Consider the following 14,044-nt stretch of genomic DNA (forward strand, 5'->3'; position numbering starts at 1 on the left):
CTGGAGTATGCAAAACCGTATTGACCAATTGTTTGCTGCCAAACAACACGGTGTTCTGAATATATATTGCACCGCCGGGTATCCGGAACTGAATGATACCCTGCCGGTGATGACAGCCCTGCAACAACACGGGGCAGACCTGATCGAACTGGGCATGCCCTTTTCCGACCCGCTGGCCGACGGCCCCGTTATCCAGGACAGCGGCACCCGCGCATTGAAAAACGGCATGAGCGTACATACACTCTTTGAACAGCTGGCCGGCTTCCGGGAACGTATATACGTCCCCGTTATCCTTATGGGATATCTGAACCCGGTATTACTGTACGGTGTGGAAGCCTTCGTGAAAAAATGTGCAGAAGCAGGTGTGGACGGGGTTATCCTGCCCGATCTGCCTATGGCGGAATATGCAGCGGAATACAAAACCATCTTCGAACAAAACAATGTCCACCTCATCTTCCTGGTGACCCCGGAAACCAGTGATGAACGTATCCGTCAGCTGGACAGCCTCAGCAGGGGGTTCCTGTATGCCGTGTCTTCTTCTTCCACTACCGGAAAAGACAAAGACATGTCGCATCAGCAGGCCTACTTTGAAAGGCTGCAGCAGCTGAAGCTGCAAAACCCGGTGCTCATTGGTTTTGGTATTAAAGACAAAACCACTTTCGACACCGCCTGCCGTTATACCAACGGGGCCATTATTGGCACTGCCTTTATCAAAGCATTGGGAGAAGGCAAGGATATTGACAGCACAGTTCGTACTTTTATTGGCGCTATCAAAAACTAATTATGAAAACAGCCATCATAAAATACAATGCCGGGAATATCCGCTCCGTACAGTTTGCACTGGAGCGTTTAGGCGTAGACGGTATTGTGACGGATAATCCGGAAGAGATCCTGTCGGCCGACAGGGTGATCTTCCCCGGGGTAGGCGAAGCCAGTACCGCCATGCGGTACCTGCAGGAGCGCAACCTCGACAAGCTGATTGCCGGCCTGCAACAGCCGGTGCTGGGCATCTGCCTGGGTATGCAGCTGCTGTGCCGCCACTCGGAAGAAAATGATACGCCATGCATCGGTGTGTTTGACGTGGAAGTGAAACGTTTCACTTCCCCGGTGGAGAACCTGCTGAAGATACCACAGATAGGCTGGAACAATATTACCGGCCTGCATAGCGTGATGTTTGAGCATGTGCCGGAAAACAGCTACATGTATTTTGTGCACAGTTATTATGCGGCGCTGGGCGCAGACACGGTGGCCATCACCAATTATGTGATCAACTACAGTGCTGCGTTGCAGAAAGATAATTTTTATGCGGTGCAGTTCCACCCCGAAAAATCGGCGGAACACGGCGCCCGTATCATCGAAAACTTTTTGAACTTATAAAATGCAAATCAGAAGGATCAGTGTGGATGACGCGTTGCTACGGGTACGCAGAGATGTATTGTATCCCAACGCAACGCTGGATGCGGTCACGGTAGATCATGATGCTGACGGCCTGCATTTCGGGGTGTTTGACGGCGGACAGCTGGTGACGGTAGTGTCGCTATTCCCCGGGAAAGGAGAGGCACAGTTCCGCAAGCTGGCGACAGTGCCGGCAGCGCAGGGTAAAGGATATGGAAAAGCCATACTGGACCACCTGGCAGACATCTGCCGGAAAGAAAATATCCAACTCCTCTGGTGCAACGCCCGTGAAACGGCAGTATCTTTTTACCACCGCCTCGGGTATGCCACCCGGGGCAATTATTTTGTAAAAGAAGGCATTAATTTCATCCGCATGGAACTATCATTGGAAAAGCCTGCAGCCAAACGTTTTGAGGTAATCCCTGCCATCGATATTATCGATGGTAAATGTGTGCGCCTCACGCAGGGCGACTACAGCCAGCAGAAAGTATATAACGAACATCCGCTGGAAGTGGCGAAAGAATTTGAAGCGTTGGGCGTTCGCCGCCTGCACCTGGTAGACCTCGACGGCGCCAAAAAAGGCGCTGTGGTAAACTGGAAAGTGCTGGAGAATATTGCCGGCAAAACTTCGCTGATAACAGATTTTGGCGGCGGCATCAAAACCGGCAAAGACCTGGAGATCGTATATGAATGCGGTGCAGCGCTGGCAACTATCGGCAGCGTAGCGGTGAAATCGCCGGAGCTGTTTTTTAGCTGGGTAGAGCGTTTCGGGGCAGACAAAATTTTCCTCGGCGCCGATGTGAAAGAAGAGAAAATAGCCGTAGGCGGATGGCTGGAAACTACCGGCCTGTCTGTATTTGATTTTCTGGAGTCCAATATAGATCGCGGCGTGCAAAACATTTTTTGTACAGATATCGCGAAAGATGGTCTGTTGGCAGGTCCTTCCATCGACCTGTATAAAAAGATCATCGGCGGGTTCCCCGGGATCAACTTTGTGGCCAGCGGTGGCGTCAGCAACATCGGCGATGTGGCCGCCCTGCAGGAAATAGGCTGCCACGGCGTGATCATCGGAAAAGCGATCTACGAAGGAAAAATTTCAACAGCGGAATTAAAATCATTCCTCTAAAATTATTAACGTATGCTGACCAAACGTATCATACCCTGTCTGGATATCAAAGACGGCCGTACCGTGAAAGGTATCAATTTTGAAAATATCCGGGACGCAGGTGATCCTATTGAGCTGGGCGCATTATATGCGGCTCAGGGAGCGGATGAACTGGTGTTTCTGGATATAACGGCAACGAATGAACGAAGAAAAACACTGGCCGAACTGGTCACCCGCATCGCACGGCATGTCAATATACCTTTTACCGTAGGTGGTGGTATTGCGGAAGTGGAGGATGTGTATGCGCTCCTGCAATCCGGCGCAGACAAGATCTCTGTGAATACCGCTGCGTTTAAAAATCCGGGGCTGGTAGACACGCTGGCACGGGAATTTGGCAGTCAGTGTATTGTGCTGGCTATTGACACACGGTTTGAGGACGGCGACTGGTATGTGTATCTGAATGGCGGCCGTGTAAAAACAGACCGTAAGGCATTCGACTGGGCCAAAGAGGCGGTAGACCGCGGCGCCGGTGAGATACTGCTCACGTCGATGAACAATGACGGCACCAAGCAGGGCTTTGCGCTGGATATCACGGCGCAGCTGTCACAAAACCTGCATGTACCGGTGATCGCTTCCGGTGGTGCAGGCACTATGGAACATTTCGTTGACGTATTTGGAAACGCACAGGCAGATGCAGCGCTGGCCGCCAGCATCTTCCATTATAAAGAAATTGAAATTCCGGCGCTCAAAACTTTCCTGTATGAGAAAGGTGTGAATGTCCGGTTTTAACCACCGCTGAAATTGCTTATCATGCAAATAGATTTTGAAAAATCGGCCGATGGCCTGGTACCGGCCATCATCCAGGATGCCGCCACCGGCAAAGTGCTCATGCTCGGATATATGAACCGCGAAGCACTGGACAAAACGCTGGCTGACAACAAAGTCACCTTTTACAGCCGTTCCAAAAAACGCCTGTGGACAAAAGGGGAGGAGAGCGGTAATTTCCTCCTGTTGCAGGACCTGATGGTGGACTGCGACTCCGATACCATCCTGATCAAAGCTAATCCGGTAGGCCCCGTATGTCACACCGGAGCCGATACCTGCTGGAATGAAGTCAATAACAGCAATGATTTCCTGGCACGTCTCGAAAGCATCATCACCGACCGGAAAAACAATCCTTCCGATAAATCCTATACCTCCCAGCTGTTTGCCAGAGGCATTAACAAAGTGGCGCAGAAAGTAGGCGAGGAGGCCGTGGAAGTGGTGATCGAAGCCAAAGATGATAACGACGAACTGTTTTTGAACGAATCGGCCGATCTGCTGTATCATTACCTGGTCCTCCTGCAGGCCAAGGGTTTTACGCTGGCAGACGTTATAAAGGTGTTAAAAGAAAGACATAAATAACAGCCATTTGGCTGCAGTAGATAGCGGATTACCAACGGAGTACGTTGAATATGCATGAGACTTTTTGTGTATATTTATTTCTCTGTTCGTAATTCGCTTTCTGTATTTTGTAATTGTTGTAAATTACGTCCCAACTACTAATTAAAATAAATTATAATGAAAGGGATTTTCCTGTTAGCGGCAGGTGCTTTATTATCTGCCGGTGTTTATGCCCAGCAGGTGTCCGGAACGGTGAAAGGTGCAAATGGCAAAAAGCTGTACCTGTTTGATGACCAGGATAACAATCCGGACGACTCGCTGACCATACAGAACGAACAGTTTACCTTTAAGGTAAAAGCAGGCAAGGAACCTTCAGTATATGCGCTGATTCTGCAGGATGTGAATTATCCCATGCTGTTCGTGTCCGGTGGAGAGCCTATCCATTTTACGACCACCACGGCCACCTACCCGCTGGCATCTGCCGTAAAAGGCAATGAAAACACGGTCGCCATGCAGGCCTATCAGAAAGCCTTCGATCCATTGATCAAACGTGCGCAGGACCTCAACCAGGAAGCGCGCGAAATCAACCCGGAAGATGAACCGACCAAAAACGCTTTCCGTAAGAAAGCCGATCAGTTCAGCAAAGACATCGTGAAAACAGGCACTGATTTTATTAAGTCGCATCCTAAAAGCATCGCCAGTATCTGGCTGATGATGAACGAGCTGCGTTCCCGCGTAGAGCCCGCTGAGTTTCAGCAGCTGTTTGAGTCACTGGACAAATCCGTACGCGAAAGCGCTTACGGCAATAGTGTTACCGCCTACATAAAAAGCCTGAAGGCAAATGCGGTGAATATTCCCGCGGATGATTTTTCCCAGGAAGATGCCAAGGGCAACCCGGTAAAACTGTCTTCTTTCAGAGGAAAATATGTGCTGGTAGATTTCTGGGCCAGCTGGTGCGGCCCGTGCAGACAGGAAAATCCGAATGTGGTAAAAGCGTTTAACAAGTATAAAGGCAAGAACTTCACCATCCTCGGCGTATCGCTGGATAATGACCGGGACCGCTGGCTGCGGGCCGTTCAGCAGGATGGGCTTGCCTGGACGCAGGTGTCTGACCTGAAAGGATGGGGCAACGAGGTAGCGGTGCAGTATGGTATCCAGTCTATCCCTGCCAATATGCTGATTGGCCCTGACGGCACTATCCTGGCGCGCAACCTGCGCGGGGAGGAACTGGAACAGAAACTCCAGGAAATCCTGAAATAGCCGTTTATCAAAATCAGGTTGACAATACGCGGCTGATTTATCAAATTTGTTATTCGTTAAAAAATTAAAAACCAATGAAGAAATATTTTGTAGGGATCGCCCTACTGATGCCGGCTGTAGCGTTGTTCGCTCAGGGAAAAAAAGCAGGAACTGCAGGCAAACCGTTCACTATCCAGGGAACTATCTCTCAACAGCAGAAACCTGCTGTCATATTCCTCAGAATGCGCAAAGGCGGTGAATATCTGACCGACAGCGCGCAGGTGAAAGACGGTAAGTTCACCTTTAACGGTACGCTGGAAGAACCGCTGCTGGCCAGCCTGATGCTGGTACAGCGCAGTGGCGAAAAACCCGTGTCCATGGGCCGTGATATGCTCGCCGTATTCCTGGACAAGGGCAACATCGTAGTAGCCACCACCGATTCTATCAGTAAGGCTACTGTTAGCGGTTCCCGTGCTCATGAGGACTATAAGCTGCTGCAGGAGCAACTGAAAAAGGTGAACGAAAAAGGTACCGCGTTGCAGCAACAGTACCGCGAGCTGGCTAAAAATAAAGATGAAGAGGGTCTCAAAAAGCTGGAATCCGCTTTTGATGCACTGGATGCAGAAGAAAAGAAAATAGAGAACGAGTTCTTCACTAAAAACGCCGGTTCTCCCATCGCACTGTACGTGCTAAACCAGGTAGCCGGTTATGATATCAAACCTGAACAGGTAACGCCACTTTACAAAAAGCTGAACAAGGAAGCGAAAAACTCTCCTTCCGGTAAAGAGTTCGCCAAACGTCTCGAATCAGCCCGCAAAACAGCGGTAGGCCAGTCCGCTCTGGAATTTGCACAAGCAGATGCCAACGGTAAAAACATCAGCCTGTCTTCCTTCCGCGGAAAATATGTACTGGTAGATTTCTGGGCCAGCTGGTGCGGTCCCTGCCGCGCTGAAAACCCTAACGTGGTAAAAGCTTACGACAAATTCAAAGACAAAGGTTTTGACATCCTGGGCGTGTCCCTCGATGATAAAAAAGATAAATGGCTGGCTGCCGTAGAAGCCGACAAACTCACCTGGTCACATGTTTCCGACCTGAAAGGCTGGAAAAATGCTGCCGCTGAACTGTACGGCGTACGGGCTATCCCGCAGAACGTGCTGATCGACCCGAAAGGAAAGATCGTTGCTAAAAACCTGCGTGGCGAAGACCTCGAAAAGAAATTAGCAGAGGTGCTGCCTTAATTACTCCGAAGGTTTAAAACAAAGTATACCGGGCTGGCCTGATGAGGTCAGCCCTTTTTATTACCCAGGTCTTCGCCCTTCACCTTCGTCTCCACGACCTGCCTCTTTTCCTTCTTCAACTTTAGCCTCCGCCTTCTGCCTTCGCCCTTCGCCTTCGTCTCCACGACCTGCCTCTTTTCCTTCTTCAACTTTAGCCTCCGTCTTCTGCCTTCGCCTTCGTCTTCGTCTCCACGGCCTGCCTCTTCTCCTTCTTCAACTTTAGCCTCCGCCTTCGCCTCCGTCTCCACGGCCTGCCTCTTCCACTTCTTCATCTTTAGCTTCCGTCTCCGTCTCCGCCTTCTGCCTTCGCTTCCACCTTCACAGTTCGCCTTAGCCTTCTCCCCGCCACCCCTCACCTCGCACTGTTTCTTCACACTCCCTGCAATTCTTATCATGATTATGATTTTATCTATTGATAATTAATTAGTTATGGGAATAGTCTTCATCTCCCGAAAAAAATATATTTTGAATTACGAAACTTTCGTAGATTTACGAAACATTCGTAATTAAGTTAATTCACACACTATATGGAAAAACTCACACAGCAGGAGGAAGCGGCCATGCTGGCGATATGGAAAACGGAGAAAGGGTTTGTGAAGGATTTTCTGGAGAACCATCCGGCGCCGGCGCCGCCTTATACTACGCTGGCATCTACAATTAAAAATTTAGAGAAAAAAGGATATGTGGAAAGCCGGAAGGTAGGTAACGTATATGAATACACGCCGGTGATCGCGGAAGTGACCTACAAAAACAAATTCATGAATGGTTTTGTAAAGGACTACTTCGAGAACTCCTACAAAGAGCTGGTTTCCTTCTTCGCGAAGGAGAAAAAGATCAGCCCGGAAGAGTTGAAAGAGATCATTAAGATGATTGAAAACGGTAAATGATTAAAACCCGGAAACAATGATACCTGCCATACTGATATACCTGTTCAAAGCCAATGTGGCGCTTACCTTATTTTTCCTGGCTTACCGGCTGGGGCTGCGGCGGCTGACTTTTTACACGCTTAATCGTGTATTTCTGTTGTGCGGCATCGTTTGCTCATCCCTGTTTCCGCTGGTGTCTGTCAACACGTTTGTGGAACGGCATGAAACCCTCGCCGGCGGTATCGCTTACCTGCCGGACCTCAGCGCACTAACGGCACCGGCTGAACGATTCACCATGTGGACCGTCCTCGTGTATGTCTTCTGGGCAGGAGTAGCGGTCATGACGGTACGCCTCGCCATACAGTTACTGTCCCTGTGGAAAATACACCGGTGTTCCAGGCCGGCCAATGTAGACGGCGTGCCCGTAAGGGCTTTGCAGCAGCAGGTAAACCCATTTTCTTTTTTTCGCCATATTTATATCAACCCCTCCCTGCACCTGCCGGAAGAAAGGTTGGGCATCCTCAGCCACGAAAAAGTACATGTACGGCAGTGGCACAGCGCGGATGTGGTGCTGGGAGAACTGAACAACATCTTCTACTGGTTTAATCCGGGCGCATGGCTCATGAAAACGGCCATCCGTGAAAACCTGGAATTTATTACGGACCGCCATCTGCTCAAAGAAGGCGTAGACAAAGCCGCTTATCAATACAGTCTCATAAAAGTTAGTGGGATCCCATATGCGACGGCCATCGCAAACAATTTCAATTTCTCACATTTAAAAAACAGGATCATTATGATGAACAGGAAAAAATCATCCACTTTCCAGCTGGTGCGCTATGTGGCGCTCGGCGCAGTGGTAGGAGGCCTGGTATTATCGCTCAACTACAGCAGGGCTTCCGTTGGTCCGCAGGTGGTAAAAGCTGTCCGCGACTCCCAGGAGAGAAGCCTGGTATTATCGCTCCACTACAACAAGACTTCTGTTGGTCCAGAGGGGGTGAAAGCTGTCCGCGACTCTCAGCCGGCGGTGGCGGCCGCTCCCATGGGAATCAGGATAGTAAAGGAGGGCGACGAGGTAAAGGTCGCCATGGCGGACGCACAAAATGCCCCCACAGCCCAACCCGCTGCAACAGCAAAAAATGCGGCTCCCAAAGCCAACAGCCATCCCAGTCCGGCCCCACAGGCAAAACCTGCCATAGCGGTAAGGACCGGAGGTGAACAACCACTCTATCTGCTCAATGACAGGGTGATCACCCAGGCAGAAATGAACAGTCTCAACCCAAACGACATAGAATCTGTTAACGTATTCAAGGGCAGCGGCATCACTGACGACGTTCTTACTCAATACGGTGAAAAAGCCCGCAATGGAATTGTGGCCATCTACACCCGTACCTGGGTAGCTACCGGGAAAAAACGTTTCGGCGCCGCTCCTACATCTACTGTTGCCGGTACTGCCACTTCCGGAGGAGCCTCCACTTTCATGGCTACACAAAGTAGCGGTGTGCATACGGGAAACGCTGCGACGAACGTAAAGACCAATACAAATACCAATGCCAACACGAACACCAGTACCAATACCGACTCGCAGGTAAACGTTAAAATCGTTGCTGAAGGGAATCCGGTAGCGAATATTACTTCCGAAAACGCTGTCTCCATCACGGCTGATAAAATCATCGTTCAGGACAAGAAAAACACGCAAAAAACCGGAAAGCAATAATAGACAATAAACTACGCATATTAACCCACAAAAAGCCACGGTCCGCCACCGTGGCATTTTTGTTGAAAGACAACTTTCTCCGGACCTTAACGTTATACTTAAGCACCCGGATAAAATTGTTGTCTATGTTACAGAAAGGCGATCAAGCACCCGATTTTACCCTCGCGGCATCTCCCGATAAAATGGTTACGCTTTCGGACCTCCGGGGTAAAAATGTGATACTGGCGTTTTATCCGGCCGACTGGAGCCCGGTATGTACCGATCAAATGGGACTGTACAACGAAATGCTCCGTTTTTTTGAACGTCATAACGCGGTATTACTGGGTATTTCGGTAGACGGAAAATGGTGCCACCAGGCTTTTGCAAAGGACAGAAACCTGCATTTCGACCTGCTGGCCGATTTTGAACCGAAAGGGGCTGTCTCCCGGCAATATGGCGTGTATAAAAATGGTGAGAGCCTGCGTGCGCTGTTTGTCATAGACGATCAGGGTGTAATACAATGGAGCTATCTGTCGCCCATCGGGGAGAACCCGGGCGCCGATGGTATCCTGCAGGCACTGGAAACGATGAACGCAACGGCCTGATACCGCTCTTTCGTCATTTGTAATTGAAACATATGCTTACACCTCCCATTACCAGCCGCGACCACGTCACAGGTAACCAGCAAGGCTCCACGGAGATTGTGGAGTATGGCGACTTTCAATGTCCTTATTGTGGGGAAGCTTTTGGAATAGTCCGCGACCTGTTGCAGGCGCTCGGCAATGTAAAGTTCGTCTTCCGCCACTTTCCGCTGGCAGAATCGCACGAGTACGCCATGGATGCCGCTATAGCAACAGAAGCAGCAGCCAGGCAACAACAGTTCTGGCCCATGCATGATGCCCTGTACCAGCATCAGCAGGAACTTTCTGATGAGTTGTTCACTGAACTGGCGCAACAACTGCAGCTGAACCTGGACCAGTTCCGGGAAGACATGCAGGACAACATACTGGTCAGCAAAGTAGAAGCTGATTTTGAAAGCGGCATCCGCAGCGGTGTAAACGGTACGCCCACTTTTTTCATTAACGGAAAGCGGTTTAACGGCGATTATCGGAACTTACTCGCCGTGGTTCGCCACTGACCGCACACAACGGAAACCGAGATTTGCAAGCCCCGATTCCGGCGTTGTCTTCATTCTGGCAGACACCCGGTACCCCCGGCAGTACTCATCGCTGCACATGTAGGAACCCCCACGGATCACATGTTTCTGTTGCCCCGGATCTTCCGGATCATACCCCTTTGCCGGCCCTGCAGGGTTGGCAGTACCATTACCCACCTGCGCGTAGTAGTTGACATCGTACAGGTCAGACACCCATTCCCATACATTGCCGGCCATATCGTAGAGCTGGTAACCGTTAGGCTTATACGATTTCACCGGCGCTGTTGCCGTGAAACCGTCTGTGGTAGTAGTATCGTAAGGGAAATGTCCGTTCCATGTATTAGCCTTCGCCACGCCGCTGGTAAGCGCTTCGCCGCCCCAGGGATATAGCTGATTGGAAAGTCCGCCCCTGGCGGCATATTCCCACTCTGCCTCCGTCGGCAGCCGCTTGCCTGCCCATTGTGCGTAAGCCTGCGCATCCAGGTAGGATATCTGGGTCACCGGATGATCTTCGCGGCCTTTGATATCACTGTCCGGCCCCTCCGGATGCCGCCAGCTGGCGCCGGCAATAAAACTCCACCAGCCGGACACGTCATTCAACGGTACCCGGTGGTCAGGCGGCGTGAATACCAGCGCGCCTGCCGCCAGCATACTGCTGTCCGGCTCCGGAGAACCCGGAGGGAGACTGGCCATCAGCTCTTCTTTCGAAATCGGCTTTTCAGCAGTGGTGACATAACCGGTGGCCGCCACAAAAGCAGCAAATTCCCGGTTGGTGACCTCATGTTCATCCATCCAGAAACTGTCTACCCTGACAGTATGTTTGGGATACTCGTCGGGCATGCCCGTACTGTCATCTGCGCCCATACTGAAACTGCCGCCCGGTATCAATACCATCCGGTTCAAAGTATCCGGTGCCCCGGTGGCTGCAACAGCCGTATCCTGCTGAACGGGCGCTTTACCGCCGCCCCCGCAGGCCGTAAAGGCCGCCGCCATTATGCTGAGATATATCAAATGCCTGGTCATCTGCACAAAATAAAGCTTTCCGGCAAAGAAGCAAAGCGGTCCCGCGGAGTTCTCGCAAAGCACGCAAAGCAGCAAAGAGCGCAAAGATTTTTTTAAGTTAAAATAAGAAAGCAAAGGAGCGGAGATCAAATTTGATCTCCGCTCCTTTGCTTTCTCTGCTCGCTTATATGATCTTTGCGCTCTTTGCTGCTTTGCGTGCTTTGCGTGAACTCTCCCTGTTAACAATAAAATAATCACTTTTTTACGCAAAGAGTCGTAAACTGCAGGTTGATCTGATGCAGCCCGGCTGCACCGTTTATTCAGCTATTAGATATGCTACAATCAGCCATCCCTTTCACCCGGAAGGATTTCGGGGATGATTTCCTGTGGGGCGTCACCATTTCTGCGTTTCAAAACGAAGGCGCACACGACCTCGACGGCAAAGGAGCCTCCATCTGGGACACCTTCTCCCGCCGCAAAGGAAAAATCCGCGATAAAACCCACGCACAGGTGGCGTGCGATTTCTATAACCGTTATACACAGGATATCCTGCTGGCGAAAATGCTGGGGTTCAACGTGTTCCGCTTCTCCCTGTCCTGGGCGAGGATCATCCCCGGCGGTACAGGCGCTGTCAACCAGGCGGGTATTGACTTCTACCACCGCGTGATAGATGCCTGCCTGGAACTGGGGCTGGAACCCTATGTGACGCTGTATCACTGGGACCTGCCACAGGCCCTGGAAAACAAAGGCGGCTGGTGCCACCGCGGCGTGGTATTCGCCTTCGAAAACTATGTACGGGTATGTGCTAAAGCTTTCGGCAACAAGGTGAAAAACTGGATCGTCCTCAACGAACCTTTTGGGTTCACGGCTTTGGGATATATGCTGGGGGTACACGCGCCCGGTAAAATCGGGCTGTCCTGGTTTCTGCCGGCGGTGCACCACACGGTGATGGCACAGGCAGAAGGAGGGCGTGTACTGCGCGAAGAGGTGGCCGGCGCCAATATCGGTACGGCCCTGTCCTGCTCGCAGGTCATCCCGTTTACCAACAACGAAAAAGACCTGCAGGCAGCCCGCAAAGCAGATGCGCTGTTCAACCGGCTGTTCCTGGAACCCGCGCTGGGTATGGGTTACCCGGTAGATGATTTTCCGCTGTTAAAACGTATTGAAAGACGTTACGCCCTGTGGCGCGATTGGGATAAACTGGCGTTTGACTTCGATTTTATCGGGGTGCAGAATTATTTTCCACTCGTGGTAAAATACAACGCTTTTATGCCGGTGGTCAACATATCGGAGGTGAAACCACGGGCGCGTAATGTGCCCACCACCGCGCTGGGCTGGGAGATCAACGGTAACGGCCTGTATGAAGTGCTCAAACAGTTCGGGGCCTACGATGGCGTGAAGAAACTCATTGTGACGGAAGGCGGCGCCGCCTTCCCCGACCTGCGCGCGGAAGACGGTACCATTCACGATACAGACCGCATTCAATATTTTGCCGAATACCTCGAAGGCGTCCTCAAAGCCAGAAAAGAAGGTATCCCGGTAGATGGTTATTTCGCCTGGACTCTCACCGATAACTTCGAATGGGCCGAAGGGTACCGCGCCCGCTTTGGCCTGGTGCATATCGATTTTGAAACACAGCACCGCACCATCAAAAGCTCCGGTTACTGGTTCCGCGAATTATTACAACCGGACGCCTGATTACTGGTTCAGCCGCTTGAGGAACCAGATGTCCCGCAGGCTGAAGTTAAACACCGCATTCACATAATTCTCCTTGATCAGCCCGTTGGCGGTAGTGCCCCGCTGACCGGCTTCTATCCCCACATAGTAGCGCAACTGTCCCGTTTTGCCGGGTAAAGAAAGGCCCAGCGTACCGGAGATATCTTTTATGACCGTATTCTTGATCACCAGCGGCGACTCGTTGTAGCTGAAGCCTGCCTGTAAGATCAACCCCTCTATGGGACGGTTGTAGTACTGTTTGTTGATAGCATATTCCACGCCGGTGGAAAACCGCTGTCCGTCCTGGTAGTAGTAATTCAGTCCCTTGTCGCCCAGGCCGTTCCACTGCTGACGCCGGTAGTCGGCCACCCAGGTGATGGTGTTGTTGGTGAGGGAGATACCGCCGCCGAATTCGGCCGGCAGGGTAAAATAACCGGGCGCCAGCTGCTCAGTGTAATACGGCGTGTTGTCCTGGTTAACGATGTTGAGTTTCTGTTGCAGCTTCATCTTTGTCTCGAAGCGGTAGGTGGCGCCAAGGCCCAGCTGCCAGTCTTTGGATAGTTTGGCCACATATTGTGCGCCTGCTGTGAAATTGGGCTTGAAGGTGTATTGGTTATGCTGTGTGGCCAGAGAGTCGGAGCCAACGGTCTGACTGATATTGATAGGGCCGAACAGGAATCCGGTGGAAACACCGACGGAAAAATGTTTGTTGAGCTGAAAACCATTGGAGATATAGGCGCGGTTCAAACCGCCGGTACCGGTAGTGGTAGCGGTGATGGGGGTGCCTGTGCCGGTGATGAACTTGTTGTTGAGCAACTTGTAATCTACTGTGCTGAAGGGAGTAATACCGGCGCCGATGCCCCACCAGCGGGCTGCTTTAAAGCCGAGTGCCAGGCGTTTGAAATTGAGGTCGGTGGCGGTCTGTGAGATGTTGCTGCCGGAGTAACTGAGATATTGACCTTTCAGGGAGGCGTCGAACATGAAGTTCTGCGTCGGTAAGGCGCTGTAGGAGGCCGGATTCAGCTCGTTCAGGTAGCCGCTGTTGCGGCGGCCTATGCCGGTGCTGCCAAGCCCGAAATTGCGGCTGTAATCCCTTGTTTCGAGATCGCCGATGCCGTAGGCGGAATAAATAGAGTTGATGCCATGTTGTGCTTCCGCGGCGCTGGCGAGCAGCAACAGCGCGGTTACACTAGTATATATTTTTTTGCGCAT

At 51.4% G+C, this 14,044-nt stretch carries 15 protein-coding genes; 12 read left to right on the top strand and 3 right to left on the bottom strand.

Annotated elements, in window-relative coordinates; all coding sequences use genetic code 11:
- The first annotated feature begins 7 nt into the window (after positions 1–7).
- The 7 genes from trpA to B5D63_RS02490 all read left to right on the top strand — a co-directional run bounded on the left by trpA (position 8) and on the right by B5D63_RS02490 (position 6,360).
- A complete protein-coding gene (trpA, locus tag B5D63_RS02460) occupies positions 8–781 on the top strand; it encodes a tryptophan synthase subunit alpha (protein ID WP_078667181.1) in 774 nt (257 codons plus the stop codon).
- 2 nt (positions 782–783) lie between these two features.
- Positions 784–1,377 (top strand): imidazole glycerol phosphate synthase subunit HisH, encoded by a 594-nt coding sequence (hisH, locus tag B5D63_RS02465; protein WP_078667182.1) that lies wholly within the window; start codon positions 784–786, stop codon positions 1,375–1,377.
- 1 nt (position 1,378) lies between these two features.
- Positions 1,379–2,521, top strand: coding sequence for a 1-(5-phosphoribosyl)-5-[(5-phosphoribosylamino)methylideneamino]imidazole-4-carboxamide isomerase (gene hisA / locus B5D63_RS02470; RefSeq protein ID WP_078667183.1), 1,143 nt, complete (start codon positions 1,379–1,381; stop codon positions 2,519–2,521).
- Between the two features lie 12 nt (positions 2,522–2,533).
- On the top strand, positions 2,534–3,289 hold the full coding sequence (gene hisF, locus B5D63_RS02475; RefSeq protein WP_078667184.1) for an imidazole glycerol phosphate synthase subunit HisF: 756 nt from the start codon (positions 2,534–2,536) through the stop codon (positions 3,287–3,289).
- A gap of 21 nt (positions 3,290–3,310) precedes the next feature.
- Complete coding sequence (gene hisIE, locus B5D63_RS02480) at positions 3,311–3,904, top strand: bifunctional phosphoribosyl-AMP cyclohydrolase/phosphoribosyl-ATP diphosphatase HisIE (protein ID WP_078667185.1); 594 nt, start codon at positions 3,311–3,313, stop codon at positions 3,902–3,904.
- Positions 3,905–4,060: 156 nt separating this feature from the next.
- A complete protein-coding gene (locus tag B5D63_RS02485; protein ID WP_078667186.1) occupies positions 4,061–5,143 on the top strand; it encodes a TlpA disulfide reductase family protein in 1,083 nt (360 codons plus the stop codon).
- A 74-nt stretch (positions 5,144–5,217) separates the two neighbouring features.
- Positions 5,218–6,360, top strand: coding sequence for a TlpA disulfide reductase family protein (locus tag B5D63_RS02490; RefSeq protein ID WP_078667187.1), 1,143 nt, complete (start codon positions 5,218–5,220; stop codon positions 6,358–6,360).
- Positions 6,361–6,407: 47 nt separating this feature from the next.
- Here B5D63_RS02490 and B5D63_RS02495 read toward each other — a convergent pair whose 3' ends face one another.
- Entirely contained in the window at positions 6,408–6,794 is a 387-nt protein-coding gene (locus B5D63_RS02495) for a hypothetical protein (protein WP_078667188.1), read from the bottom strand.
- A gap of 132 nt (positions 6,795–6,926) precedes the next feature.
- Between B5D63_RS02495 and B5D63_RS02500 the strand changes: the two genes are divergently transcribed.
- From B5D63_RS02500 to B5D63_RS02515, 4 genes are all read left to right on the top strand, one after another.
- Positions 6,927–7,286 (top strand): BlaI/MecI/CopY family transcriptional regulator, encoded by a 360-nt coding sequence (locus B5D63_RS02500; RefSeq protein WP_078667189.1) that lies wholly within the window; start codon positions 6,927–6,929, stop codon positions 7,284–7,286.
- Positions 7,287–7,302: 16 nt separating this feature from the next.
- Positions 7,303–8,979, top strand: a complete 1,677-nt coding sequence (locus B5D63_RS02505; protein ID WP_078667190.1) for a M56 family metallopeptidase — start codon at positions 7,303–7,305, stop codon at positions 8,977–8,979.
- Between the two features lie 125 nt (positions 8,980–9,104).
- Complete coding sequence (locus B5D63_RS02510) at positions 9,105–9,563, top strand: redoxin domain-containing protein (protein ID WP_078667191.1); 459 nt, start codon at positions 9,105–9,107, stop codon at positions 9,561–9,563.
- Positions 9,564–9,595: 32 nt separating this feature from the next.
- On the top strand, positions 9,596–10,096 hold the full coding sequence (locus tag B5D63_RS02515; RefSeq protein WP_078667192.1) for a DsbA family protein: 501 nt from the start codon (positions 9,596–9,598) through the stop codon (positions 10,094–10,096).
- Here B5D63_RS02515 and B5D63_RS02520 read toward each other — a convergent pair.
- Complete coding sequence (locus B5D63_RS02520; protein WP_078668506.1) at positions 10,073–11,137, bottom strand: formylglycine-generating enzyme family protein; 1,065 nt, start codon at positions 11,135–11,137, stop codon at positions 10,073–10,075. The two genes, B5D63_RS02515 and B5D63_RS02520, sit on opposite strands and share 24 nt — an antisense overlap.
- 312 nt (positions 11,138–11,449) lie before the next feature.
- Between B5D63_RS02520 and B5D63_RS02525 the strand changes: the two genes are divergently transcribed.
- Positions 11,450–12,814, top strand: a complete 1,365-nt coding sequence (locus B5D63_RS02525; protein ID WP_078667193.1) for a GH1 family beta-glucosidase — start codon at positions 11,450–11,452, stop codon at positions 12,812–12,814.
- On the opposite strand, the gene B5D63_RS02530 is transcribed toward B5D63_RS02525, so the two are convergent.
- Positions 12,815–14,044, bottom strand: a complete 1,230-nt coding sequence (locus B5D63_RS02530) for a BamG family beta-barrel-assembly machinery protein (RefSeq protein WP_143312743.1) — start codon at positions 14,042–14,044, stop codon at positions 12,815–12,817. It lies immediately after the preceding gene.

The organism is Chitinophaga eiseniae, assembly GCF_900167135.1.
Lineage (GTDB): Bacteria > Bacteroidota > Bacteroidia > Chitinophagales > Chitinophagaceae > Chitinophaga > Chitinophaga eiseniae.

What these genes read in the sequence shown, in the direction of transcription:
- B5D63_RS02505 (WP_078667190.1), top strand. Translation starts at nt 7,303, where the DNA reads ATGATACCTGCCATACTGATATACCTGTTCAAAGCCAATGTGGCGCTT.
- B5D63_RS02530 (WP_143312743.1), bottom strand. Translation starts at nt 14,044, where the DNA reads ATGCGCAAAAAAATATATACTAGTGTAACCGCGCTGTTGCTGCTCGCC.
- B5D63_RS02515 (WP_078667192.1), top strand. Translation starts at nt 9,596, where the DNA reads ATGCTTACACCTCCCATTACCAGCCGCGACCACGTCACAGGTAACCAG.
- hisF (WP_078667184.1), top strand. Translation starts at nt 2,534, where the DNA reads ATGCTGACCAAACGTATCATACCCTGTCTGGATATCAAAGACGGCCGT.
- hisIE (WP_078667185.1), top strand. Translation starts at nt 3,311, where the DNA reads ATGCAAATAGATTTTGAAAAATCGGCCGATGGCCTGGTACCGGCCATC.
- B5D63_RS02520 (WP_078668506.1), bottom strand. Translation starts at nt 11,137, where the DNA reads ATGACCAGGCATTTGATATATCTCAGCATAATGGCGGCGGCCTTTACG.
- B5D63_RS02500 (WP_078667189.1), top strand. Translation starts at nt 6,927, where the DNA reads ATGGAAAAACTCACACAGCAGGAGGAAGCGGCCATGCTGGCGATATGG.
- hisA (WP_078667183.1), top strand. Translation starts at nt 1,379, where the DNA reads ATGCAAATCAGAAGGATCAGTGTGGATGACGCGTTGCTACGGGTACGC.
- trpA (WP_078667181.1), top strand. Translation starts at nt 8, where the DNA reads ATGCAAAACCGTATTGACCAATTGTTTGCTGCCAAACAACACGGTGTT.
- B5D63_RS02510 (WP_078667191.1), top strand. Translation starts at nt 9,105, where the DNA reads ATGTTACAGAAAGGCGATCAAGCACCCGATTTTACCCTCGCGGCATCT.
- B5D63_RS02495 (WP_078667188.1), bottom strand. Translation starts at nt 6,794, where the DNA reads ATGATAAGAATTGCAGGGAGTGTGAAGAAACAGTGCGAGGTGAGGGGT.
- B5D63_RS02490 (WP_078667187.1), top strand. Translation starts at nt 5,218, where the DNA reads ATGAAGAAATATTTTGTAGGGATCGCCCTACTGATGCCGGCTGTAGCG.
- B5D63_RS02525 (WP_078667193.1), top strand. Translation starts at nt 11,450, where the DNA reads ATGCTACAATCAGCCATCCCTTTCACCCGGAAGGATTTCGGGGATGAT.
- B5D63_RS02485 (WP_078667186.1), top strand. Translation starts at nt 4,061, where the DNA reads ATGAAAGGGATTTTCCTGTTAGCGGCAGGTGCTTTATTATCTGCCGGT.
- hisH (WP_078667182.1), top strand. Translation starts at nt 784, where the DNA reads ATGAAAACAGCCATCATAAAATACAATGCCGGGAATATCCGCTCCGTA.